Annotated in this window: 20 protein-coding genes, 1 tRNA gene and 2 pseudogenes; 11 read left to right on the forward strand and 12 right to left on the reverse strand. The window is 59.4% G+C overall.

From position 1 onward, the window contains the following. Nucleotides 1-19: 19 nt before the first annotated feature. The 3 genes from ACMX25_RS00130 to ACMX25_RS00140 all read left to right on the forward strand — a co-directional run bounded on the left by ACMX25_RS00130 (nt 20) and on the right by ACMX25_RS00140 (nt 1,584). Nucleotides 20-943, forward strand: a complete 924-nt coding sequence (locus ACMX25_RS00130; RefSeq protein WP_414947562.1) for a carbohydrate kinase family protein — start codon at nt 20-22, stop codon at nt 941-943. A gap of 98 nt (nt 944-1,041) precedes the next feature. Then, on the forward strand, nt 1,042-1,272 hold the full coding sequence (locus tag ACMX25_RS00135) for a hypothetical protein (protein ID WP_414947563.1): 231 nt from the start codon (nt 1,042-1,044) through the stop codon (nt 1,270-1,272). A gap of 66 nt (nt 1,273-1,338) precedes the next feature. Continuing rightward, entirely contained in the window at nt 1,339-1,584 is a 246-nt protein-coding gene (locus tag ACMX25_RS00140; RefSeq protein ID WP_414947564.1) for a hypothetical protein, read from the forward strand. Between the two features lie 25 nt (nt 1,585-1,609). Here ACMX25_RS00140 and ACMX25_RS00145 read toward each other — a convergent pair whose 3' ends face one another. Then, complete coding sequence (locus ACMX25_RS00145; protein ID WP_414947565.1) at nt 1,610-2,263, reverse strand: glutathione S-transferase family protein; 654 nt, start codon at nt 2,261-2,263, stop codon at nt 1,610-1,612. 250 nt (nt 2,264-2,513) lie between these two features. On the opposite strand from ACMX25_RS00145, the gene ACMX25_RS00150 reads away from it, so the two are divergent. Continuing rightward, on the forward strand, nt 2,514-6,083 hold the full coding sequence (locus tag ACMX25_RS00150) for an indolepyruvate ferredoxin oxidoreductase family protein (protein WP_414947566.1): 3,570 nt from the start codon (nt 2,514-2,516) through the stop codon (nt 6,081-6,083). Nucleotides 6,084-6,188: 105 nt separating this feature from the next. Here ACMX25_RS00150 and ACMX25_RS00155 read toward each other — a convergent pair whose 3' ends face one another. Next, entirely contained in the window at nt 6,189-7,508 is a 1,320-nt protein-coding gene (locus ACMX25_RS00155) for a sensor domain-containing phosphodiesterase (RefSeq protein ID WP_414947567.1), read from the reverse strand. A 438-nt stretch (nt 7,509-7,946) separates the two neighbouring features. Between ACMX25_RS00155 and ACMX25_RS00160 the strand changes: the two genes are divergently transcribed. Further along, nucleotides 7,947-9,626, forward strand: a complete 1,680-nt coding sequence (locus ACMX25_RS00160) for a Na+/H+ antiporter (RefSeq protein ID WP_414947568.1) — start codon at nt 7,947-7,949, stop codon at nt 9,624-9,626. A 364-nt stretch (nt 9,627-9,990) separates the two neighbouring features. Here the strand turns inward: ACMX25_RS00160 and ACMX25_RS00165 are convergent. From ACMX25_RS00165 to ACMX25_RS00185, 5 genes and pseudogenes are all read right to left on the reverse strand, one after another. Continuing rightward, a tRNA-Ala gene (locus ACMX25_RS00165) sits at nt 9,991-10,066 on the reverse strand. 68 nt (nt 10,067-10,134) lie between these two features. Beyond that, on the reverse strand, nt 10,135-10,476 hold the full coding sequence (locus tag ACMX25_RS00170) for a c-type cytochrome (RefSeq protein ID WP_414947569.1): 342 nt from the start codon (nt 10,474-10,476) through the stop codon (nt 10,135-10,137). A gap of 14 nt (nt 10,477-10,490) precedes the next feature. After that, on the reverse strand, nt 10,491-11,300 hold the full coding sequence (locus tag ACMX25_RS00175) for a BON domain-containing protein (protein WP_414947570.1): 810 nt from the start codon (nt 11,298-11,300) through the stop codon (nt 10,491-10,493). Nucleotides 11,301-11,320: 20 nt separating this feature from the next. After that, complete coding sequence (locus tag ACMX25_RS00180; RefSeq protein ID WP_414947571.1) at nt 11,321-11,908, reverse strand: SIS domain-containing protein; 588 nt, start codon at nt 11,906-11,908, stop codon at nt 11,321-11,323. Between the two features lie 211 nt (nt 11,909-12,119). After that, nucleotides 12,120-12,549, reverse strand: a pseudogene (locus ACMX25_RS00185) (YraN family protein). On the opposite strand from ACMX25_RS00185, the gene rsmI reads away from it, so the two are divergent. Then, a complete protein-coding gene (rsmI, locus tag ACMX25_RS00190) occupies nt 12,548-13,450 on the forward strand; it encodes a 16S rRNA (cytidine(1402)-2'-O)-methyltransferase (protein ID WP_414947572.1) in 903 nt (300 codons plus the stop codon). The pseudogene ACMX25_RS00185 and the gene rsmI sit on opposite strands and share 2 nt — an antisense overlap. A 77-nt stretch (nt 13,451-13,527) precedes the next feature. On the opposite strand, the gene ACMX25_RS00195 is transcribed toward rsmI, so the two are convergent. Then, entirely contained in the window at nt 13,528-14,166 is a 639-nt protein-coding gene (locus tag ACMX25_RS00195; RefSeq protein ID WP_414947573.1) for a septal ring lytic transglycosylase RlpA family protein, read from the reverse strand. A gap of 685 nt (nt 14,167-14,851) precedes the next feature. Here ACMX25_RS00195 and ACMX25_RS00200 point away from each other — a divergent pair. The 3 genes from ACMX25_RS00200 to ACMX25_RS00210 all read left to right on the forward strand — a co-directional run bounded on the left by ACMX25_RS00200 (nt 14,852) and on the right by ACMX25_RS00210 (nt 16,702). Next, the gene (locus ACMX25_RS00200) at nt 14,852-15,496 is read left to right on the forward strand and encodes an MBL fold metallo-hydrolase (protein ID WP_414947574.1); all 645 of its coding nucleotides are present in this window, start codon (nt 14,852-14,854) and stop codon (nt 15,494-15,496) included. Continuing rightward, nucleotides 15,493-16,149 carry a 3'-5' exonuclease family protein gene (locus ACMX25_RS00205; RefSeq protein WP_414947575.1) on the forward strand — a complete coding sequence of 219 codons (657 nt, stop codon included), beginning with the start codon at nt 15,493-15,495 and terminating at the stop codon, nt 16,147-16,149. Before ACMX25_RS00200 ends, ACMX25_RS00205 begins: the two co-directional genes overlap by 4 nt. A gap of 94 nt (nt 16,150-16,243) precedes the next feature. Further along, the gene (locus tag ACMX25_RS00210; protein ID WP_031357026.1) at nt 16,244-16,702 is read left to right on the forward strand and encodes an Lrp/AsnC family transcriptional regulator; all 459 of its coding nucleotides are present in this window, start codon (nt 16,244-16,246) and stop codon (nt 16,700-16,702) included. A gap of 31 nt (nt 16,703-16,733) precedes the next feature. On the opposite strand, the pseudogene ACMX25_RS00215 reads toward ACMX25_RS00210, so the two are convergent. The 3 genes and pseudogenes from ACMX25_RS00215 to ACMX25_RS00225 all read right to left on the reverse strand — a co-directional run bounded on the left by ACMX25_RS00215 (nt 16,734) and on the right by ACMX25_RS00225 (nt 19,521). Further along, a pseudogene (locus ACMX25_RS00215) lies at nt 16,734-17,926 on the reverse strand (cation diffusion facilitator family transporter). Between the two features lie 251 nt (nt 17,927-18,177). Next, nucleotides 18,178-18,483, reverse strand: coding sequence for an H-NS histone family protein (locus tag ACMX25_RS00220; RefSeq protein ID WP_060817484.1), 306 nt, complete (start codon nt 18,481-18,483; stop codon nt 18,178-18,180). Between the two features lie 372 nt (nt 18,484-18,855). After that, a complete protein-coding gene (locus ACMX25_RS00225; protein ID WP_414947576.1) occupies nt 18,856-19,521 on the reverse strand; it encodes a HugZ family pyridoxamine 5'-phosphate oxidase in 666 nt (221 codons plus the stop codon). 183 nt (nt 19,522-19,704) lie between these two features. Between ACMX25_RS00225 and ACMX25_RS00230 the strand changes: the two genes are divergently transcribed. Beyond that, nucleotides 19,705-20,931, forward strand: a complete 1,227-nt coding sequence (locus ACMX25_RS00230) for an MFS transporter (protein ID WP_414947577.1) — start codon at nt 19,705-19,707, stop codon at nt 20,929-20,931. A 184-nt stretch (nt 20,932-21,115) separates the two neighbouring features. Here the strand turns inward: ACMX25_RS00230 and ACMX25_RS00235 are convergent, their stop codons facing one another. Then, complete coding sequence (locus ACMX25_RS00235; RefSeq protein WP_414947578.1) at nt 21,116-22,261, reverse strand: branched-chain amino acid ABC transporter substrate-binding protein; 1,146 nt, start codon at nt 22,259-22,261, stop codon at nt 21,116-21,118. A 648-nt stretch (nt 22,262-22,909) separates the two neighbouring features. Here ACMX25_RS00235 and ACMX25_RS00240 point away from each other — a divergent pair. Further along, complete coding sequence (locus tag ACMX25_RS00240) at nt 22,910-23,605, forward strand: dienelactone hydrolase family protein (protein WP_414947579.1); 696 nt, start codon at nt 22,910-22,912, stop codon at nt 23,603-23,605. Nucleotides 23,606-23,664 lie beyond the last annotated feature (59 nt).

Raw genomic sequence — 23,664 nt, forward strand, 5'->3', positions numbered from 1 at the left:
AAGCTAAACGGTGAGTACGATGACTTCCAACGCAACTTCCAATTCAACCTTTCCCCAATTCGTCTCAGCTGGCGACATCCTCACCGACCTGATCCGAACGGGCCCGTCGGACTGGTTGTCCCGCCCGGGCGGCGCGGGCTGGAATGTCGCGCGAGCGGTTGCGCGCCTCGGTTTGCCGACGGCATCGGCCGGTTCACTCGGCACGGATAATTTCTCCGATGAACTCTGGGATGCGAGCGTCGCGGCAGACCTCGACATGCGCTTCATGCAGCGCGTCGAGCGGCCGCCGCTGCTGGCCATTGTCCACAAGACACAACCACCGACCTATTACTTCATGGGTGAAAACGGCGCCGATCTCGCGTTCGATCCCAACCTTCTGCCGACCGGCTGGATGGACTCGGTGAAATGGGCGCACTTCGGCTGCATCAGCCTCGTGCGCCAGCCGCTTGGTGACACGCTCGCTCATCTCGCCGCGCAACTTCGCGAGCATGGCGTGAAGATCAGCTTCGACCCGAATTATCGAAACCTGATGGAGCACGGCTACGAGCCCACTTTGCGCAAGATGGCCGCACTGGCCGACCTGATCAAAGTCTCCGATGAAGACCTGCAAAAGCTCTTCCCATCAATACCGGCTGAAACCGGCGCCATTGCCGAAATCCGTGCGATGAATCCGCAAGCCACCGTGCTTGTCACACGGGGATCAGCTGAAGCTACGCTGTATGTCGGCGACGAAAGCTGGCAGGCACGCCCGCCAAAAGTCGATGTCGCCGATACGGTCGGCGCCGGCGATGCATCCATTGCCGGCTTGCTCTACAGCTTGATGGCCCGCGCCGGCGGCTGGCCGGACCATCTTCGTTTTGCACTCGCAGCGGGCGCGGCGGCGTGCCGGCGGTCCGGGGCGCATTCGCCGTCGCTGAAAGAAGTCGAGGATCTGCTGGCCTGAAACGTGCGCCTACGGTGCAACGATTGACAGCGATAGACGGACATACGCGCGATAAATGCGCGTGCTAGCATCGTTTCAACCCTTGCCGGAGGTGCATCATGGAAGACACGATCTACACGAAAGGCATCTACACCGCGACGATCCGCGCTCACGCCGTAGACGGCGGCCAGTTTCGAGGCGCTGTCACGCTAGTGCGGGACGACGGCGAAGATGGCGAGGATTCGGAGCCGAAACAGTACGACGTCCCGGCCACATCGTTATCCGAAGATGAGGCGCTGGAAGAAGCCCGCGCGCTCGCTCACCGGATCCTCGGCGAACTCGAGTTGTGAACAACAGCGGCGCGCAGATTGCTTGCCGCTGTTGTTGCTTCACTTCGCTTGACCGGGAGAATCACCATGGCTGAACAACTCTTCCTCTACGGCGTCTACTCCATCCACGTTCGGCCCATCGAACTACAGGGCGCGCGCTGGGACGCCGAATACGAAATCCGCCACCACGACAAAGCCGTGCAGTCGTGGAAAACCATTGGCGGCGATAACGGCTTGTCGGCTCCCAAGGACGCGATTGATGCCGCGCACGTCCAGGCGGTTGCCGATATTGAAGCCGGCGCGGGCATTCCCAAACCCAAGACCTTCCCTTGAATCAAAGAGACGAATCAAAGAGACCTTACGGTTTCAAGGTGACCGTGCCCGTCTGCTGCTGCGCGGCGGCTGACGGCACCTTCTGCGCTTCCTGTTTATCGATCGATGCGGCGCGTTCATGCGCCTCCCGCGACGTCGCACGCGCAACATAATCCGACAGCGCCCCGCCCGGCTCGATCAGCTTCGCCATATAGGCGATCTGCAGCGTGCTCGAAACGAGGATGTCGGCTGCTGTAAAACGCGCGCCAAGCAGCCACGGGCCATCGGCCAATGCCGATTCAATCGCCTTTTCCACGCGGCCCAAATCGCCCCAGCCGAAACTCACGCTGTTGCTCGGAGCGCCCGTCATCCGTTCGGCCATAGCCGGTTCAAGACAAGCGCTTGTGAAAAACATCCATTGGAGGAAACGGCCTCTCAGCGGATCATCAAGCGAGACACCGAGCCCGGCTTGAGGGTATTTATCGGCGAGATAAAGCAGCACCGCGCCCGACTCGGCGACGCACACCCCATCGTCATCCAGCGCCGGCAGTTTCGACATCGGGTTCACCGAGCAAAACGCCGGCGCATTCTGCTCGCCGGCCCGGATGTTCACGTAGGCGAACTCGTACGGCACGCGCAGTTCCTCCAGCATCCACAACGCGCGAAAAGCGCGCGTCTTCGGCCAGTAATAGAGCTTCATGGGCGGATTCCTTTTCGTCACGCGGCGTTGTCAGAGAGCGTCCAGATTACCCGCTCCTGAGTGTTTCGAGACGCGGGTTAACCACACGTTAGCCATTCGGCAGGTGTTTTCCGCTCATTCATCTCAATAAAGATCGATTTTGTTTCTGGTACGAGCGTTCGATCGCCAAGAACGCAAAAACCTTCCTGTTATGTCGGGGAAGAATGGCGACATCCTCTCAATTCATCGATAAAACGCCGGAGTCTCATCCATGAACGCGCGTGTGCCTTTTTCAGATAACCCTCCGCTAGCAAGCTACCAACTCACCGATAACCTCAACGCCGAGCACGGCCGCATTTTCATCACCGGCACGCAGGCATTGGTTCGGCTCGTCCTGATGCAACGCCAGCTCGATCGCGCAGCCGGGCTGAACACGGCGGGATTTGTCAGCGGTTATCGTGGATCGCCGCTTGGCATGGTCGATCAGCAATTGTGGAAAGCGAAAAAACTGCTCGCGTCGCATGACGTGCGTTTTCTTCCCGCGATCAACGAGGAACTTGGCGGTACGGCCGTGCTGGGCACGCAACGGGTGGAGTCGGACCCGGAGCGGACCGTGGAGGGTGTCTTTGCGATGTGGTACGGCAAGGGCCCGGGCGTCGATCGCGCCGGCGATGCGCTCAAGCACGGCAACGCATACGGTTCGTCGCCGCACGGCGGCGTGCTGGTGGTCGCGGGCGACGATCACGGCTGCGTGTCGTCGTCCATGCCGCATCAGTCCGATCAGGCGATGATCGCCTGGCACATGCCGGTGGTGAATCCATCGAATATCGCCGATATGCTCGAGTTCGGTCTCTACGGCTGGGCGTTGTCGCGTTTTTCGGGCGCGTGGGTGGGATACAAGGCGATATCGGAGACGGTGGAATCCGGGTCGACCGTCGACCTCGACGCGTTCCAGACCGGCTGGCCGGCGCCGGAGGGTTTCGTCGCGCCCGAGGGCGGCCTGCACAATCGCTGGCCCGACTTGCCGAGCTTGACCATTGAAGCGCGTCTTGCCGCGAAACTCGACGCCGTGCGGTACTTTTCGAAAACCCGTTCCATCGATAAATGGATCGCTCCGAGCCGTCACGCGAACGTCGGCATTGTGACGTGCGGCAAGGCGCATCTCGACTTGATGGAAACGTTGCGTCGGCTGGATCTGACCGTCGATGACCTCGATGCCGCCGGCGTGCGCATCTATAAAGTAGGTTTATCGTTTCCGCTCGAAACCACGCGCCTCGATATCTTCGTCGAAGGTCTTTCCGAAGTCTTGGTGATCGAAGAAAAAGGCCCCGTGATCGAGCAGCAGATTAAGGACCATTTGTATAACCGGACGCAAGGCGCGCGGCCGATCGTGGTCGGCAAGAACGCACAGGACGGCGCGACGCTGCTGAGCGCATTGGGCGAATTGCGCCCATCGCGCGTGCTGCCTGTGTTCGCGGACTGGCTCGCGCGGCACAAACCCGCGCTGGATCGCCGCGATAAAGTCGTCGATCTCGTCGCGCCGCAAATCCTGTCGAACGCCGCCGATGCCGTGAAACGCACGCCGTATTTTTGCTCGGGCTGTCCGCACAATACGTCGACGAAAGTGCCTGAGGGTTCGATTGCGCAAGCGGGAATCGGCTGCCACTTCATGGCGTCGTGGATGGAACGCGATACAACCGGCTTGATCCAGATGGGCGGAGAAGGCGTGGATTGGGCGTCGCATTCCATGTTCACGAAAACGCCGCACGTGTTCCAGAATCTCGGCGATGGCACCTACTTTCACTCGGGAATCCTTGCTATTCGTCAGGCGGCTGCGGCGAAGGCGAACATCACGTACAAGATCCTGTACAACGACGCCGTCGCGATGACCGGCGGCCAGCCCGTCGACGGCAGCATTTCCGTGCCGCAAATCGCGCGGCAAGTTGAAGCGGAAGGGATTGCGACGCTCGTCGTAGTCAGCGATGAACCCGAGAAATACGACGGCCATCACGATCAGTTTCCGAAGGGGACGACGTTCCATCATCGGCGCGAACTCGACGATGTACAGCGGCGTTTGCGCGATATCAAGGGAGTTACCGTCCTTATCTACGATCAAACCTGCGCGGCGGAAAAACGGCGTCGCCGGAAGAAAGGCGAGTTTCCCGATCCCGACAAGCGGCTGTTTATCAATGAAGCCGTGTGCGAAGGCTGTGGCGATTGCGGCGTGCAGAGCAATTGTTTATCGGTGGAACCGGTTGAAACCGAACTCGGACGCAAGCGCCGCATCGACCAGTCATCGTGCAACAAGGACTACTCGTGCGTGAACGGTTTCTGCCCGAGCTTCGTCACGCTCGAAGGCGCGAAGCTCAAGAAAGCAGCGGGCAATGTCTTCGATCCTGACGCGCTCGCGGCACGTGTCGATGCATTGCAGGAACCCAGGCTCGAACTCGATAACGCACCGTACGACATCTTGATTACCGGCGTTGGCGGCACGGGCGTGGTGACGGTCGGTGCGCTCATCAGCATGGCCGCGCATCTGGAGGGCAAGAGCGCGTCGGTGCTCGACTTCATGGGCTTTGCGCAGAAGGGCGGCGCGGTGCTGTCGTTCGTGCGCTTCGCGTCAACCGATGCCTTGCTGAACCAGGTGCGCATTGATACCCAACAAGCCGACGTGCTGCTCGCCTGCGACATGGTCGTCGGTGCAAGCGCTGACGCGCTGCAAACGGTGCGTCACGGGCGCACGCGGATTGTCGTGAACACGCACGCGATTCCGAACGCGACGTTCGTGCAGAACCCCGATGCGAACCTTCACGCCGGATCGTTGCTGGAAAAGATGCAGCACGCGGCGGGCGCTGAGCGCATGAACACGTGCGACGCGCAGGCTTTGGCGACGCGTTTTCTCGGCGACACCATCGGCGCGAATATTTTGATGCTGGGTTACGCGTGGCAGCTTGGACTTGTGCCGGTCTCGCATGCCGCGTTGATGCGCGCGATTGAGTTGAACAACGTCGCCGTGCCGATGAACAAGCTGGCGTTTGCTATCGGACGACTGGCTGCAGCGGATATGGACGCGTTGGAAGCGTTGCGTAAATCTGCCGTTACGCCACGAGTCGAGATGGCTGCGATGCCGCTGGACAGGTTGATCGCGGATCGTGAAGCGCGGTTGCTGGCTTACGGCGGTTCGAGTTATGTGACGCGATATCGCGTGTTGGTGTCGGCTGCGGCGGCGCATCACAACGATGCCGTGACGCGCGCGGTGGCTTCGACGTTTTATCGGCTGCTGGCGGTGAAGGACGAATACGAAGTGGCTCGGCTTCACACCGATCCGGCATTCCGCGCTGCGCTGGAAGCGCAGTTCGAAGGCACGGCCGGTCAGGATTTCGCGGTGAAATTCAATATGGCGCCGCCGGTTTTATCGAAGGCGAAGAATGGCGGCCAGCCTCGCAAGATGACGTTCGGGCAATGGTTGTGGCCGGTGCTTGGAATGATGTCGAAGGTGCGTGGATTGCGCGGCACTGTTATCGATCCGTTCGGTAAATCGCTTGAACGGAAGATGGAACGCGAGCTGGCCGGAGACTATGAAATCACGATTCGCCATGCGCTTGACGTCATGAAGCCGGATAACGCGAAAGATGTCGAAACGCTTGCGTTATTGCACGAACGCATTCGCGGTTATGGACATGTGAAGCTGGCGAATCTGTCGATGGTGAAGCGCCGCGAGCGGGATATTGGGGTGAAGCTGGGGATTGAAGTGCAGACTGGGCAGTACGTGAAAGCATCGCTCGATGAGGTTAAAGGCGCTGGAGCGTTGAGAGGCATTCCGGTGGTGGTGGCGAAATAAAACCATCCCGTCGGCGATTAGATAGCCGAAGCCGCGTCTCACGAAAATGAAAAAGCCCGCGAATCGCTCGCGGGCTTTTTCGTGAAACAATCGAACACGAACCCCCTACTCTTCCTCCTCCGCGAACCAATCGATATCCCCACAAAGCACGCACCGTTGGCCGCCCATGCGCGTCTCCACCGACAGCGTCACGCACGGCAGCGCTTCGTTAATCGATAAATACGGCTTCGTCACATGAACCCTATCCGGATCCCCTAACGCAGCCCGAAAATACGGCCGCCGCAGCCAGTTCGCCCCTTGCGCATCGATAAGCGGCAACAACCGTGCCTCGTGCGCCGCGCGATCGGCCCTCAGCACCACATTGCGCCCGGCCTGCCGGCCGTTGGCATCGAGGAGAAAACACCGCGCCGCGTTATCCAGTGCAAGGAAATTCCAGCACACCTCCTCCAGTTGTTCCCCTGCCGCCAGCCGCTCCGCCGCGCGCTCAAACGCCCGCACATACGGCTGCAGCCGCGTCGCCACGCGCCGTTCCTTCGCCTCCGTCTGCATCCGAAAACGGTCTGTCAACTCGCTCATCAACGTGTGGGCCTGCGGGGCATCAGCGAGACCTGGATTTGGCCGGCCAAAGAAGAACCCTTGCACAAAATCAGCGCCGCTCGACAGCGCCAGTTGCGCCTCGTGCTCAGTCTCCACGCCTTCGATCAACACCAGCTTGCCGGCCTCGTGCAGCAGCGACACCACGCCGCACAGAATGGCTTCCATATTGCGCCGATGTTTCAAGTGGCTCGTCCCATGCACGGCATGCGCTGACTGCGCGGCGTGCGACAACATCACGCGGTCCAGCTTGACGATATCCGGATCAAGTTGCCAGATCCGTTCGATATTGGAATGCCCCGCGCCGAAATCATCGAGCGCGATCAGGAAGCCATGCTCGCGAAAATGCTGCACGGCGTCCGCGAGCTTTTCGACGTCGTCAGCGCGCTGCTCCAGCACCTCCAACACAACGCGACGCGGCTCGATCTGCAAGCGCTTGAGATTCGCCAGCAACGCGGCCATGTGATACGGCTCGGTCAACGCAGCCGGATGAACGTTGAGAAACAGCCACTCGTTCTCCGCACCGAGCACATTGAAATTCTCGAGATGCAGCGCCTGCGACAGCCGATCGACCTGCATCGCTTCGCCCACGCGCGCGGCTTGGCCGAAGACATCGAGTGGAGACACAACGCGATCAAGCGCGTCGTGCGCCCGCAGCAAACCTTCGTAGCCCACTGCCCGCATATGCGACAGGCTGAACACCGGTTGAAACACGCTCGACAGCGTCCACGCGCCGTGCTCGACTGAGTAACGGTCGAACCCCGACGTCACGCTCAATTCGAATGTCCGCGGCGAGACCGGCTTCACCTTGTCAGGATTCGCTATTGCCATCTTGCCTTCCCCGTCCCGATGCCCGCATGCGTTCCTTGTTCATGCAACCGGTCTTGATCGCGGTCGTGGTCATTCAACGCAATCGATTGCGCTCGACATCGCTTAACCGGCGCGCTCAGTCCTGATTTCATACACTGCCCTCGATTATCCTGAAGCGGAATCTACCCGTCCCGTCGCCTTCGATAAAGCAAGCTCCGTGCTCACGCAAGCCCACGCGTTTCATGAGCGTTCGCTCGCATGTGCACCGCCACGAGACGCAGGGTCCGTAGCGCAGCGTGCGAATGCACCAGGAGAGTGCAATCCGTTTAGCCGCCTGAATCGTCAAAACACGCCTTCTGCGACCACTCAGCCCGGCCAAGCTAAACTTTGCCCCTTCTTTGTTAAAAAGGGGAGCGGCGCCAGCGACTCGCCGCGCTCCTGCCGGACGCGCATAAATCTATGGAAATCGTATTCACCGTCTTGATCCTGATGCTGGCGGTCGCCCTGTCCGGATTCGTGACCAGCCTGCTGCCCAGCGCATTGCCGTTCACGCTGCCGCTGCCGCTTATCCAGATCGCGATAGGCGCGTGTCTCGCGTGGCCGGGCCTAGGCCTGCACGTCACGTTCGATCCCGAGTTGTTCATGATGCTCTTCATCCCGCCGCTTTTGTTCGCTGACGGCTGGCGCATCCCCAAACGCGAATTTTTCATGCAGCGCCGCGCGATCCTGCTGCTCGCGCTGGGCCTCGTATTCATGACCGTGGGCGCGCTCGGCTGGTTCCTGCACGTGATGATCCCCTCCATGCCGCTGCCGGTCGCATTCGCGCTGGCAGCGGTGTTATCGCCGACAGACGCCGTCGCGCTCAGCGGCATCGCCGGCAAGGGCCGCATTCCGGCGAACCTGATGCACATCCTCGAAGGTGAGGCGCTGATGAACGACGCGTCCGGCCTGGTCGCGCTGAAATTTGCCATCGCGGCGGCGCTGACGGGCGTGTTCTCGTTGCGCGCGGCGGCAATCAGTTTCGTGATGATTGCGATCGGCGGCCTGGTGATAGGCGCGGCAATCAGCTGGCTCGTGACATCGATTCCGGGGCGGCTTGTGAAAATGTCCGAAGACGACGACCCCGCCGCCGGCGTCGTCCTGACGCTGCTGATTCCATTCGCGGCGTATCTCATTGCCGAGCGCTTCGGCTGCTCGGGCATTCTCGCGGCGGTATCGGCCGGGATGGTGATGAACTTCCAGAGCTTGCGCGAGGGAATTCCCACGGCGGCCCGCATCCGCATGACGAGCACGTGGACGATGATCGAGTTCGTGTTCAACGGCATGGTGTTCATCCTGCTCGGGCTGCAGTTTCCGCACATCCTCGGACGGGCGTTGATCGAAGCGCATCACGATGGTCTTCAGCAAGTCGGCCTGCTGCTCGGCTATGTCGCCGCTGTGGTGATCGCGTTGTACGGGCTGCGGTTTGGATGGGTGTGGGTATTGCGCTGGGCCGCGAGTCGCGGCGCGGCGAAACACGGCGTCGCGAACGCAGTGCCGGGCGTGCGCACGGTCGCGATGACCACCATCGGCGGCGTGCGTGGCGCGGTCACGCTGGCGGGCGTGCTGTCCTTACCCGAGGTGTTGCCGAACGGATCGGAGCTACCCGGACGCGACCTCGCGGTCTTCATCGCGTCAGCAACTATCCTGATGTCACTGCTGATCGGCGTGATTGGTTTGCCCTTGTTGCTGAATGGCCTGAAAAAACGCGGCGATCCACACGCGGCCGAGGAACGCATCGCGCGCCGGCATGCGGCGCAGGCTGCGATCCGTGCTATCGATGCCGCACAGGAAAATCTCAGCGAGCAGATGGACGAAGCGGCATCGGCGCGATGCACCGATACAGCCGCGCGCGTGATGAGTTTGTATCGGCGGCGTCTTGAAGGGCTTGGCGAAGATGAGGAACCCCGTCGGGCCGCGCGTCAAAGCGAGATGGTGGAGACGAAGCTGAAAATGGCGGCGTTGAGGGCGGAGCGTTCCGAGTTGCTCAAGTTGCGCACGCGCCAGGCCATCAACGATGAAACCTTGAACAAGCTGATGCGCGAAATCGATTTGTCGGAGACGGCGATTGTGAACCGGAAGAAAGGCAGCACGGCTTAGCCGATGTTTCATGTTCGCTACTTCATCGTGATTCGCCATGCCCTGAATCGCTGCGTTTTTTAAGCCACGACACAATGAGCGTCAACGAATCAACCTGCTAAACTTTTAAGAGTTTTCGTATTTGCCCGCGAGGCTGAACGTCGCATACTTCATCTCATGCGCAATCCATGAGTGTGCATGATGTCGTTGTAACTCTCCGATCTTGTCCGCTCACGGCCTCTGGCTCTGGGCGGTTTTTTTTCGATGTTTTTTCTGGATAACGAACGAGTTTTCGGCGTCCAACTGCGAGCGCAACGACAAAGAAGCCCGCACAGCTTGCGCTGTGCGGGCTTCTTAACATCACGTCATTTACTGCGAATAACCGTGGTGGAGAGGAGGAGGATCGAACTCCCGACCTTCGCATTGCGAACGCGACGCTCTCCCAGCTGAGCTACCCCCCCATCGTGTCTTGATTCTAGCACAGCCTTAAGACCGTCTGACAAGGCCCCAAGGCCACCTGCGGCGCACTTTATTTCGAGGGCGCACCCGCGAGAATCCAGCCAACAACTGTCTTGATATCGGCCCCGCTCATGGTCCGATGCGACGGCATGGGCAGGACGCCCCACACGCCACTCCCGCCCTCCCTGACCTTGGTTTCAAGCCGCGCCTGCGCCTGCGCGTCGCCCTCATACTTCGCGGCGATCTGCTGGAACGATGGCCCAACCAGCTTGCGGTCCACCGCGTGACATCCCATGCAGGCATTCTGGCGAGCGATGTTCATGGCATCGGCGGGGGAAAAAGCAGCGGGTGCGTCGGCCGCGAACGCATCCTGGCCGGCCACGGCGGCGATCATCACCGTGAAGACGGTCATGCGAAACCACCGCTTCATTTCGCGGCGGGTGCAGGATTACCCGGATGCACAGCGGAGTTCACAACCGGCGCGGGCGACTGCCCATCGAGCGGCTTTGAACTTACCGACGAATCCGGTACCGCGCCGACAGTCGGATTGTCACTGTCGATAGGCGTTACCACCGGCGCGCTCGCGCCCGACGCGGCCGCGGCCGACAACGCCTGCGCATCTTCCGGCTTGATGTACTGGAATACCTTGACCACCTGTGCAACGCCCGGAACCTGCGCCGCCACATTCGCGCCCGCAGCGCCTTCGTCACGCGTGACAAGGCCCATCAGATACACCGTGTCGCGCTCGCAAACCACCTTATAGAAGTTCGCTCGCATGTCTTTCTCACCGACCATCGCACCCTTCACGCGGCTCTCGAGATAAGCATCGTTAGTCCGCGATGACAGCGAACTCGCGCCTTGGACAGCGAGCTCGTTCACAATGCTGTTCACATTGTTGATGCCGCGCACGACCTCTTCGGCCTTCTGCTTCCATTGATCGCTCGGCACTTCGCCGGTCAACAACACACGCCGGTTAAACACGGTCACGCTGACGTGCGCCTGGTCAGGCAAGGATTCACCGATACGCGACTTCGCCTTCACCTGGATCTCGCGGTCCTCGGTTTGCGCGCCGAGCGTGCGGCGGTCCGTGGCGACGAGCGTGCCGCCGCCCACTGCACCGCCCATGGCGCCAATAACCACAAGCGGGCAACCTTGCAGGGTCAGCACAACGCCTGACAACAGGCTCGCCAGCAACGTGGCCCTGGCTAGCGTCGACCTGACGCGTGTCGTTTTCATCAACTCGTTCCCCTTAAGAATCATTCGTCGCCCAGCAGCATCGCGTCGATGCCGTCGCACAGACAGTGAATGGTTAGCAGATGGACTTCCTGGATTCGTGCCGGCCGTTCGGACGGCGCGCAGATATGGATGTCGGTATCGGCGAGCACTTCGCTGATCACGCCGCCGCCCGCACCGGTCAACGCAATCACGAACATCTCGCGCTCATGCGCGGCCTGAATAGCCGAGAGGAGGTTGACCGAGTTACCCGACGTCGAGATCACGACCAGGACGTCGCCGGCCTGCCCAAGCGAGCGGATCTGTTTCGAATAGATCTCTTCGAACGCCGAGTTATTGCCAATGCCCGTGAGCGTCAGGACATTCGCGTCCAGCGCAATGGCCGGCAAACCAGGCCGCTCGCGCTCGAAATGTCCGACCAGCGCAGATGCAAGCCTCTGTGAATTTGCCGCCGATCCACCGTTGCCGCACGTCAGGATTCGCGAGCCGTTGGCGAGCGCGCCGAACAGCACGTCAATGGCTGCAGCGATGGGGAAAGCAAGCGTGTCGAGTGCTTCACGATGGACTGCCGCGTTTTCGCGGAAATGTTGCTGGATACGTTCGACGGACATCGACTCTCGGTTATCGGCCGCGCCATGCGCGGTAGTTCATTGACGGACTACTTCGATCATTTACTTCGATGGTGCTTCACCACTTGGCGCAGCGGCTGAACATAAGACCATTGCGACCATGAAGATAGCTAAGACCTTGATCAAACACGGCATGCAAGCTCCGCGCAGTTTACCGCACTCGCTGTCCGCGTCACCTAAGATAAGGCCGTTTTCACGACGTATCGACGCGAAAAGCATCGCGTAGCCAAACGATATTGCCCGCGTCGAACGCGATTACATCGAAGCGGCACACGGGTAACGGTCCGCGCCACGTCATCAGATAATGCTCGCGCCGCGAGCACCAGCCGCCGCTGTTTATGCGCACCGATACTTGCCGCCGCTGCCGCGAACTGACGGCTGCGACGCGCGCGTACCTCCACGAATACAAGTGCCCGCTGACTGCCGATCTCACGCATCACGAGATCAATTTCGCCGCCGCGACAGGTGAAGTTGCGGGCGACAAAACGCAGTCGCTGCCGTTGCAGATATTCAAGTGCGCGTTGCTCGAACGCGCTTCCGATCGTTTTCGACATGCCGTTCCCCAAAAAGTTGTCTCTCATCGCATGGCACAATGACGTTCCCCGCATGCCACCCGCCCTCATGACTCCACTCTCCGAATTGGCCCTTGGCCAGCAGTTTCCGACTGGCGCGCTCTACATAGTCGCGACGCCGATCGGCAACGTTGCGGACATCACGGTTCGCGCGCTGCACGTGCTCGGACTCGTGGACCGCGTGGCTGCCGAGGACACGCGGAACACGTCGCAACTCCTGTCGCGCTACGGCATTTCGAAGCCGACTATCGCGGTACACGAGCACAACGAGCGCAGTGCGGCCGAGAACGTGATCGCGCATCTGCGCAATGGCGAGCGCATTGCGTGCGTGTCCGACGCAGGCACGCCAGGCATTTCCGACCCCGGTGCAAAGCTGGTCGATGCCGTGCGCGAAGCCGGCTTTCCCGTTATTCCCTTGCCGGGCGCGAGCGCCCTCACCACCGCGCTCAGCGTAGCCGGCGCATGGGTTCACACGTTTTCGTTCATCGGTTTTCTTGCCACTAAATCGAAGCAGCGCGACACGCAACTGCAGTCGCTGCTCACGCACACGCAGGCGCTGGTGTTCTACGAAGCGCCGCACAGGATTGTGGAAACGGTGCAGGCGCTTGAGCGCGCGTTCGGTGGCGAGCGGCAATTGCTGATTGCTCGTGAGCTGACCAAGTTACATGAGAGCATCCATCGATGCACCCTGGCCGAAGGGCCAACGTGGCTCTCCGGCGATGCAAACCGGCAACGCGGCGAGTTCGTTCTTGTAGTGGAAGGCGCGCCGCAAAAGGAGGCTGCGGACGACGCTCATGATGCGTTGCTCGCGACGTTGCTTGCGGAGTTATCGGTGAGCAGTGCGGCAAGACTGGCGGCTACGCTGACGGGTGCATCGCGCAATGCGCTTTATACAAGAGCGCTGGCGATAGATAAGGCGCGCGGAGAACCGGACGCAAATGAGGACGAGTGAGCCTGGCATCGCGCCGGGCAATAAAAAACGGGCCGTCGAAACGGCCCGCTTTTCTTATGCAAACAAGTTGACGATGATCAGTCGACCGAGTTGTTAGACGCCAGCGATTGATCTCGCGCCGCCGCCCGCGCTTCCTGCTGCGTCAAGCCTTCGATCTTGACCTTGCCTACACCCGCGCCGCGCATGCCCAGTACCGCAGCGGCTGCATAGGAAAGATCGATCACCCGGCCGCGTGCGTAGGGGCCACGGTCGTTGATCTTGACGACGACGGTTTTTTGATTCGCTTCATTGGTCACACGAACCCACGAAGCAAGCGGCAATGTGCGATGCGCTGCCGTGAGCGCGTGCATGTCGTAGCGCTCACCGCTGGCCGTCTTGCGACCGTGAAAGCCGCGGCCATACCAGGAGGCGCGACCTTGCTGCTCGAAGTCACTGACATCGGGTCCGGACGTGATCGGCTGCGCGTTGGCAAGCGAGGATGTGCCGGACGAATTGCTGGCCGACGAAGGCAATGCATTCAGCTGGGAGTCGTAAGCGAGCGGTGCTGCGAGACGCGTCGAGCCTCGGCCCGGGTTCGCGGCGTTGTTTGCGGTGGTCAGCTGCGAGCCGGTTTTCAGCGCGCTGGCCTGATCGCCGCCACTAGGCGGCATGGCGCAGCCCGTCAGGACTGCAAAGACCAAAAGACTCCCGAAATGCCGGGTTAGTCGTAAATTCATAGACGTGTGATCAACGGTTAGAGCCGCCTCACCATCCGACAAAACGCGGACGTGCGTAGGCAGCTCAAGGCTTTTCCGCGCAAACGCATACACCGTTCGAAAAGTCGAACGGCGAGCTAGTGCTCGGGTGCGGCGTACCTCGCCGCAAATGCCCGGTTAGTTTTCACGTCTGGCGCAACCTGTCCCCGGCAGCCTGACCAGACCCCACATGCCGCCATCGAACGTGGATCACACATTCTTGCGCGCTCAACTGCGCAGGAACGGCGGCGTAGGCCCCATCCAGCTTAACGGCAGCTAAGGCCGTTGGCAGGCGCATCGCACCTGGCTGGACAAGACGTGTACATCGGTTAAACCGATGCTTGATTGCGATTTCGAAGCGTTTTGGCTCCGAATTGCGTACTTGATGACAATTGTAAAAACGCGCTACTCGTGTTTCTCATTGCCCATTGATGGCATGTTCATACCACGCACAACTGGCCGGATTATACCCAAACACGTGGCCCGACCGTCCGCAGATGAACAAAATGTTACTTATTTTCTCGGATGGCGTAAAAATTGCAGATTTTGCCTGTTTTTTAGGCACACTCGATCGTTCGGCTAACGCTCGGCGGGCTGCCGCAGCCCGGGTTTTCGCCCGTTACAATGGACGTTTTTACACGTCCCGCCATCTCCCGGTTAACGAGCCATGAACGTCACCCTTATTCCAGTGACACCATTCCAGCAAAATTGTTCGATCGTCGTGTGCGAGACAACGCGTCGTGCCGTCGTGGTCGACCCAGGCGGTGAAGTCGAGCGGATCATCAGCGCGATCGGACAACTCGAGGTGACCATCGACAAGGTGCTGCTCACGCACGGGCATCTGGATCATTGCGGCGGAGCAAAGGCGCTCGCCGATCACTATAGCGTCGAGATCCACGGACCGCACGCCGAAGACGCTTTCTGGATCGGCCAGTTACCAGCCCAGAGCAAACGCTTCGGTTTTGGCGACGCACAGGCGTTCACGCCCGACCGATGGCTGCAAGATGGTGACTCGGTTCAGTTCGGCGATGAAACCATGGAGGTCTATCACTGTCCCGGACATACACCGGGCCACGTGATCTTCTTCAGCCGCGTGAATCGCGTGGCGCTGGTTGGCGACGTATTGTTCGCAGGCTCGATCGGCCGCACGGATTTTCCACGTGGCAATCAGCCGGACCTTGTGCGCTCCGTCCGAGAAAAGCTTTGGCCGCTGGGCGATGATGTCACGTTCGTACCAGGGCACGGTCCCACCTCCACGTTCGGACATGAACGCCGCACCAACCCGTTTGTCGCCGACCGGATAAGCACATGAGCACCGCCATCGCCATTCCTGAAATCTACGTCAGTACAGACGTTGAAGCTGACGGACCCATCCCGGGCCCGCACTCGATGCTGAGTTTTGCGTCGGCGGCCTACACGGAACACAAGGAACTAATCAGCACGTTTTCAGCCAATCTCGAAACGCTGGAGGGCGCGGCGCCACATCCGGTTCAGGCCGCCTGGTGGAAAACCCAGCCCGAGGCATGGGCCGCATGCCGGACCGACCTCCAGCAGCCGCTGACGGCCCTGCGCGCGTATGTGGAATGGGTCGAGGCTTTGCCCGGCAAACCGGTGTTCGTCGCGTATCCAGCGGGTTTCGACTTCACTTATATGTTCTGGTACATGATGCGATTCGCTGAACGCTGCCCGTTCTCGTGGTCCGCGCTCGACATAAAGACACTCGCGTTCGCGCTGACCGATCTGCCGTATCGGAAGGCGATCAAGCCGCGTTTGCCGAAACACTGGTTCGACGAACTCCCGCACACGCACGTCGCGCTCGACGACGCCGTGGAACAAGGCGCCCTTTTCTGCAATATGCTGGCCGAATTGCGGACTCAGCGGGCGCTGCTGGCGTCATTAAAAGCGGCTGGCGAAACGCCGGGTAATACTGACATCGAAGGACAAAACGCGCAGTCTGGGCGCTGAGTTAGGCAATATTGCTCACGCTGGGCGTTTGACATTGCACTTCCTTTCTGCCGCCTCTACTATTGGACTTGGTAGCGACCGAAAGGAGGCGCAGTTGACTCTCGACACGTTTTCACAAAAAATCCTGCGACTTCTGCAACTGGACGCCCGCCGTTCAGTTCAGGAGATATCCGACCAGGTCGGGCTTTCAAGCACTCCGTGCTGGCGGCGTATCAAGGACATGGAGCAATCGGGCGTGATCCAGCGGTACACCGCGTTACTTGATCGCGAAAAGCTTGGTTTGCATGTCTGCGCGCTTGCTCATATTCATCTCACACGCCATACAGAAGGCGGTGTTGAGCAATTCGAACGGGAAATCACCACGTGCCCGGAAGTCACCGAGTGCTACAGCACCACGGGTGAGGCCGATTACATCCTGAAAATAGTCGCGCCGGATATCAAATCGTACGACGCTTTTCTCCACGACCGCATCTTCAAGATTCCCGCAGTCGCGCAAGTTCGAACCAGCGTAGTCCTGCGCGAAATTAAATTCGACACACAATTGCCGCTATAAGGCAGCTTTCAAATAGATTGGCGCCAACGCGCTATGTAGCGCGCGAAATCGCATTGGATTCAGTAAGAACAACGCGCGGCATGATTCTTACAGTTTGCATAAACCGAATCTCGCGCGCGCCGAGTTGTTGCTTGAGTGCATCAAAATCGCCGCTTTCCACACTGGCCACTTGATCGTCGGTTAAGTCCGCGGGAAGCGTGACATCGATATCAAAACCGCTGCTCAGATAATGCAAATTCAGTGCGCTGTATGTGAGGCCACGGGCGCCCAATACCGCGCTTAGCGTATTGCTGACCGTCGAACGCGTTGGCATTCTGCCCGGCAGCGGGTTAGCCTCGTCATTTTCCGGATCGACGTGAATCAATGCGTCCATATGCGGGTATTCGTCAGCAAGCGCGCTCGCGCCAATTCTGCAATGGTGTGGCCCTCTGAAACTGAAATGAGGGGATCAACGAGAATATGGGCATCGACTATGGCGAGATCACCCATTTTCCGCGTCCGCGATTCATGCACATCGCGAACACCGGGCGTGCTACTCAATAGCAAGCGTAATTTTTCGGTTTCGGCATGATCCAGTGCGCGATCAGACAAATCTTGTAAAGCATCCCATCCGAAAGTCCAACCCATCCGTGCGACCATAAAACCGACAACTGCGGCCCCGATACGGTCGAGCAACCGCCAGCCAGCCATACTTCCAATAACACCGATAGCGACCACCAGCGACGAAGCTGCGCCCGAACGAGCGTGCCACGCATTTGCGATCAATAGAGCCGATCTAACGCGTTCGGCCGCACGGAGCATATAACGGAACAATAACTCCTTAAAAATCAGAACGATGACCGCCACAATCAGCGCGCCTGCGTGGACCGCCGGGATGTCTTGAAGACTGGTAATGCGCTCACCGGCTCGCCATAACATCCCCACGCCGACAGCAATTAACAGCGCGCCGAGAAATAATGAAGCGATTGTTTCATAACGGCTGTAACCGTAATTGTGGTCGTCGTCAGGAGCGGCTGCGCTATGCCGATTGGCCAGAAGCACGATGAAATCCGACACCAGGTCAGCGAGTGAGTGAATACCATCGGCAATCAATGCCTGGGATTGCGCAAACACGCCCACGACAATCTGCGCCGCCATCAGCACAGAATTTACCGCGATACTCGCGAAGGTGGTTTTGCGTGCTACGTCCTGCTTTTCCGCAGTGTGCACGGTTGATTGCGACATGTCGTCGCTCGAAGTCATCGGTTGGCAGATTTTACCAAGCCACGCTTCGACATACTTGCTTAAAACCAAAAAAATGCCATAAAAATCATCTGCTTACATGAAACACGACGCGCTCTCGGCTGTATCCCGATATTGCCGCGCAACATGTCACAGCCAGATGATTCAGGCACACCCGCATTGGTCAAGGGCCGCGCAGATACAAAAAAAGCCGCACCCATTTAATGGTACGGCTTTTTTAAACAATCGCCCTATTACTTCTGGATCAGGAAGTTGTCACGTTCCTGACCTGCAATCCACTTCGGTGGCTTGCCGCGACCCGACCACGTGCTGCCGCTGTCCGGATCGCGATACTTCGGTGCCACGCCAGCGCGCGGACGCGCGGCGTTCTTCAAATTCTTGCCGCCGCGACCACCTGCCAATTCAGCGAGCGTGATCCCATAGTCGGTCATCTTCTGCTTGATTTCATTGAGAACTTCAGCGTATTCCCGCGACTTCGCTTCTTCAATCTGTCGTTCGAGATTTTCGCGCTGTGCGAGAAGTTCCTTGTAAGACGGCATGATGATTTCCTTGTGGTTTGCAATGTACGAGTCGTTGCCCGTTCCGGTTATAACGTTAAGCCTCTCAATGAATCGCAGATTAACACAACTAGGATTGCGCGCGTGTTTCGATGTCATCGATTTAAATCAATTCAGTCGAGCGGCCGTCCGTAACAATTTGTGATATTCGCTGAATGCGACCGAAACATCGCATTCATCTTACTTTCATTGTTAAATTAACCCGCAAGGTCTTTCATGAAATGAAAATAACGAGAAATATATCGGCTAAAACTTCCATCCCGTGCGAGTTTTCCCAAACTTCTCATCGCTGTAACGTCATCTCGTAATTTAGCGACATAAAGACACGAATCGGGTGATCACGAGTTCAGACAATCACCTATGCCGTTCAATACAATCGATCAACGCGTCATTCAATTCTGCGCGGGTTTGTTTCGGTTTATCAAAGGTGAAACGATTGCGCGCGGCAGGAGTCCGCAGGTCGCAACCATATTTGTCTATCCCCATTAGTTCGAGATCCGCCGGTCGATCGGGAGAATCGGCAAATAATTCCATAAGACGAACTTCATTCAGTTCGGATAACGGTTCGAGTGGATCAAGCGCCGTTGCATCCAGCCAGCCCATAGCGCCAAAGCCGCCTATATACCTCATGCGCTCAAGCGACATGACCCAGAACGTGAAGTCACCTAATTCGAGATAACGCGCGGCATCGGGGTGATATCGCAGATAACGACGCGACAATTCATCGACGGATTCAGGCGGCGCCGGAGAAAACGAGCCGAGCATGGTGAGACGCTGGCCTTCGAGAATGGTATCGCTTGCTGTTTGGGTAATCAGGAAACCCGCGCGTGCGTCCAGTTGCAGATTGCGCGTGTGTTCGGCCAGATGGCTAATGAGCACCATTGGCACGTGACGGGCAGTCGGTGCGAACGGTAATGCAGTGGGATAAGGAAAACCGCGCGGCTCGCGTGAGTGCGTGGCAAGCGTGCCGTGCGGCACTTGATGCAACAGATGCAACGGAGCATGCGACGGGATATTCAAAGCGGGACCTCACGAGAGAACTCATCAGCGGCCAGGCCAAGCGAATCAATTAGAACCAGCGAGCGGCCTTTACGATCTTAAAGCACTAAAACCCAGTCCGTCCGCAACCCGATAGAATTGAAAGCTTCGCTGGTCACCAAGAAGACCGGCCGTTAAAACAAGCAGGCAAAGAGAGCAATTCCCGTGTCCGAATCTGTCTCAAGTGCCCGCACCGTCGGGCACGACACCCCGAACGCCGTGCATCGGCGGCTGCCCGCGGCAAAACGTGAACGCGCCCGCTACGCGACGATGGCCGTGTTTTTCATCGCCGGGATGCTGTATGCCTCATGGGGCGTGCACGTGCCCACGGTGCGCGACAAATTCCACCTGAGCCCCGGATCGCTGTCTATTGCGCTTCTGGCGGTGGCCCTAGGCTCGATTGTCGCGATGCTCACCAATGGCTCGTGGATCGCGCGGGTCGGCACTCGCCGCGCGTGCCTGGCCGGCGGTATCGGCATGACGATCTGCGGGGCGCTGATCCTTGTCGCGCCCTTCTATTGGCTGCTGCTGGTCGTGCTGGCCCTGTTCGGCTTCAGCATGGCCACCCTCGATGTCGCGATGAACGCCGAAGCCAGCGCCGTTGAAGAAGCGCTCGAGCGGCCCATCATGTCGTCGCTGCACGGCATGTTCAGTGTTGGCGGGATGGCTGGCGCAGCGGCCGGCGGCGCGCTGCTCGCGCACGGCATGCCGCCGGAAGCGCATCTGGCGCTGGCGTCGGTGGCGAGCGTAATCGTGCTGCTGGTGTCCATGCCCGCTGTATTGCCCCACGTCCCCCACGCAGACGATGTGCATGGCGGACGGTCGTCATCGAATCGCTGGCGCTCCAAAGCGTTGTGGGCGCTTGGAGGCCTTGCACTGATCGCGTTGATCGCTGAAGGGGCCATGTACGACTGGGCGACGGTCTACATGCGTGACATCGTGCTTGCCACGCCCGCGTTGTCCAGCACGGCCTACGCGGCCTTCACGGGCGGCATGGCGGCCGGGCGTTTCGGCGGCGATGCAGTGCGCGCCCGCTTCGGGGCGCCGCAACTCATCTTCGCGAGCGCGGCGCTGGCGTTTATCGGCATGGTGGCAGCACTGTTACTGCCGAATGCAATCGTTACGCTTGCCGGTTTCACGCTGATGGGCCTGGGCCTCGCCAACATGATGCCGGTGCTGTTTGCCGCGGCTGCGCGCGTGGAAGGCGTGAGCCCGGCGGAAGGGCTCGCGCAGGTCGCAGGACTGGCCTACTTCGGCTTGCTGTTCGGGCCGGTGTTGATTGGCGGCGTGGCGCAGCTGAGCACGCTGCCAGTCGGTCTATCGGTGGTTGCTGCCTGCTCGGCGCTGATCGCGCTCGTGGGGCCGAGAATCATGAGGCAGTTGAAGCTGTAAATTCAAGCTTTAAACGGACGGCGCGAGCCGCCGCCGGATTGCGATCAGCCGCTTCCTCACTCACCATCCGCCAAATCCCGGCGCAAAAAAAACGCGCGGACCGAAATCAGCGCGTTTTTCTAAGAATGAAAATCATCGAAGGCGGTCTTCGTCAAAACATCACGACCCTGACCGCCCGCGGCAATTACATCTTGACTACGTCCAGCAACGTCTTTTTGCCTGCCTTGTAGTTGTACAGCGAGATCACGCCGTGCTTCAGGTCGCCCTTCGAGTCGAAGGTCGTTTCGCCGATCACACCCTTGTAATCCGTATTCGGCATCGCTGCCAGAATCTTCGCCGGATCGGTGGAATTGGCGCGCTTCATAGCATCGACAATGATGTACACCGCGTCATACGTGAACGGAGCGTAGATCTGGATCGGCGCGCCGAAACGCTTCTGGAACTTGGCCGAGAATTCCGCGCCGCCAGCCATCTTTTCGAGCGCCATACCGGCTTCCGAGCAGACGATATTGTCGGTTGCATCGCCAGCCAGTTGCGACAACTGGTCGGTACACACACCGTCGCCCGCCAGAACACGTGCGCGCAGGCCAAGTTGCTTGGCTTGCTTGGCGAACGGGCCGCCGGTGGCGTCCATGCCGCCGTACATGATCGCGTCCGGGTTTTCGCCCTTGATCTTCGTCAGAATTGCACGGAAGTCGACAGCCTTGTCGTTGGTCGCGTCATGCGACATCACGTTCATGCCGAGCGACTTTGCAGTCTTTTCGAACTCGTTCGCGAGACCCTGGCCGTAAGCGGTCGAGTCGTCGACAATCGCGACGCTCTTCAGCTTCAAGTCCTTCGACGCGTAGTTGGCGAGTGCCGGACCTTGTTGTGCATCGGTTGCCACAACGCGATACGTCGTCTTGAAACCTTGCTGCGTGTACACCGGGTTCGTTGCCGACGGCGAAATCTGCACGATGCCAGCATCGCTATAGATCTTCGATGCCGGGATCGAGGTGCCCGAGTTCAGGTGACCAACCACGGCAACGACTTTATCGTCGACGAGCTTTTGCGCCACTTGAGTAGCCGTACGCGGGTCAGCTGCGTCGTCTTGTGCGTCGAGTTGAAGCGTGATCTTCTGACCGCCGATCGTCAGACCCTTGGCATTGATTTCTTCAACTGCGAGGCGCGCGCCGTTTTCGTTGTCCTTGCCCAGGTGGGCAATACCGCCGGTCAACGGTGCAACGTGACCGATCTTGACGACTTCGTCGGCCGTAGCGGTTGTTGCCATCGAGGCGAACATTAGCGCTGCAGCGCTGATAGGCAACAGTTTGTGAAGCTTGGTGTTCATGTAAGTCTCCAGTTTCGGTCCCAAAAACAACGGTGTCGCCCTGTGCTCCGTTTCATCACGTTTCGCTCAGCCCCGTGGACGACCACGCCGGATGCATCGTCATGCACTTGGCTCGTACTTCCGCAAGCCGTTTATGACGGCCAGCATCCGCACTGCGCGCAAGTGTAGGGTTGTCAAATTAATTTGGGGAAGTTTTTTAGGATACTGGTGTGACTACTAATAAGAGATGTGTTGAGAAGCGCTTGAAAGTGTGCTGGTGCAGTGCGGAAAGGTCCTGTTCATGCGGTTCTTCAGCGGATTGGCACTTTCCCCGATGTCTGCGGCGGGGGGAAGTTAGAGGCGGCGCTTTAGTTTCAGCCGGCCATGCCGTTAATATCGGGTCCGCTTGTTTCACGTCAATTGACCGGGTTAAGAATTCGGTTAAGAACGCAGGTTTGCGCTATTAACTCTTCGCCGCTTTAAAGAGTGAAAAGTGGCGGAAACATCGCTGAAAACGCGCCGCCGCGCGCGTTGCCTACAGCCACTTTACAGCCCGCGCCGTCGCCAGCAAGGCGCATTGAATGGTGGCAAACTGTCCGGCTGCGGTTCGTCGCTATCGTCCCCTCTCGTTTCACCCCCTCAATTCAAGCCTTATTCAGGAGCTTCAACATGACCGTGACATCCCGCTGGGTAGACATTCCTGTCAACGGCGACACCTTCCAGGGTTATCTCGCGTTGCCCAAAGGCGGCAAAGGCCCGGGCGTCGTCATCATCCAGGAAATCTTCGGCGTGAACTCGCATATCCGTGCCGTCGCCGACCAGTACGCGGCCGATGGTTACGTCGCGCTGGCACCGGATATTTTCTGGCGTGTCCAGCCGCGCGTGGAACTCGGCTATGACGGCGCAGACCGCGATAAGGCGATGGAAATCTACGGCAAGCTCGACGTTGCGAACGCAGTCGCCGACGTCTCCGCCAGCGCCGCCGCGCTGCGCGCGTTGCCGGAAGTCACGGGCAAGGTCGCGGGCGTGGGTTTTTGCCTTGGCGGCCGGCTGGCGTATTTGTCCGCGGCGCAAGGCGCGTTCGACATCGCCGTGGCCTACTACGGCGGCGGCATCCAGAACGAACTCGACCAGGCCGACAAGGTCAAGGTGCCGATGCAATTCCACTACGGCGCGCTCGATGCCCACATTCCGTCCGACGCCGTCGACTCGGTCAAGCAGCGTTTCGCGGGCAAGGACGCGCAGGTCCACGTGTACCCGGGCGCCGATCACGGCTTCAATTGCACGGACCGCGCATCGTACAATCAAGCGGCATCGGCACTGGCGCACGGCCGCACACTGACGTTCCTTGGCGAGCATTCGTAACTCGGCGCACTGTTCCGCGGACTGCACGGTTGGCCGCCTGACAAGACGGAACACAACGG

The organism is Caballeronia eucalypticola, assembly GCF_047608185.1.
GTDB lineage: Bacteria > Pseudomonadota > Gammaproteobacteria > Burkholderiales > Burkholderiaceae > Caballeronia.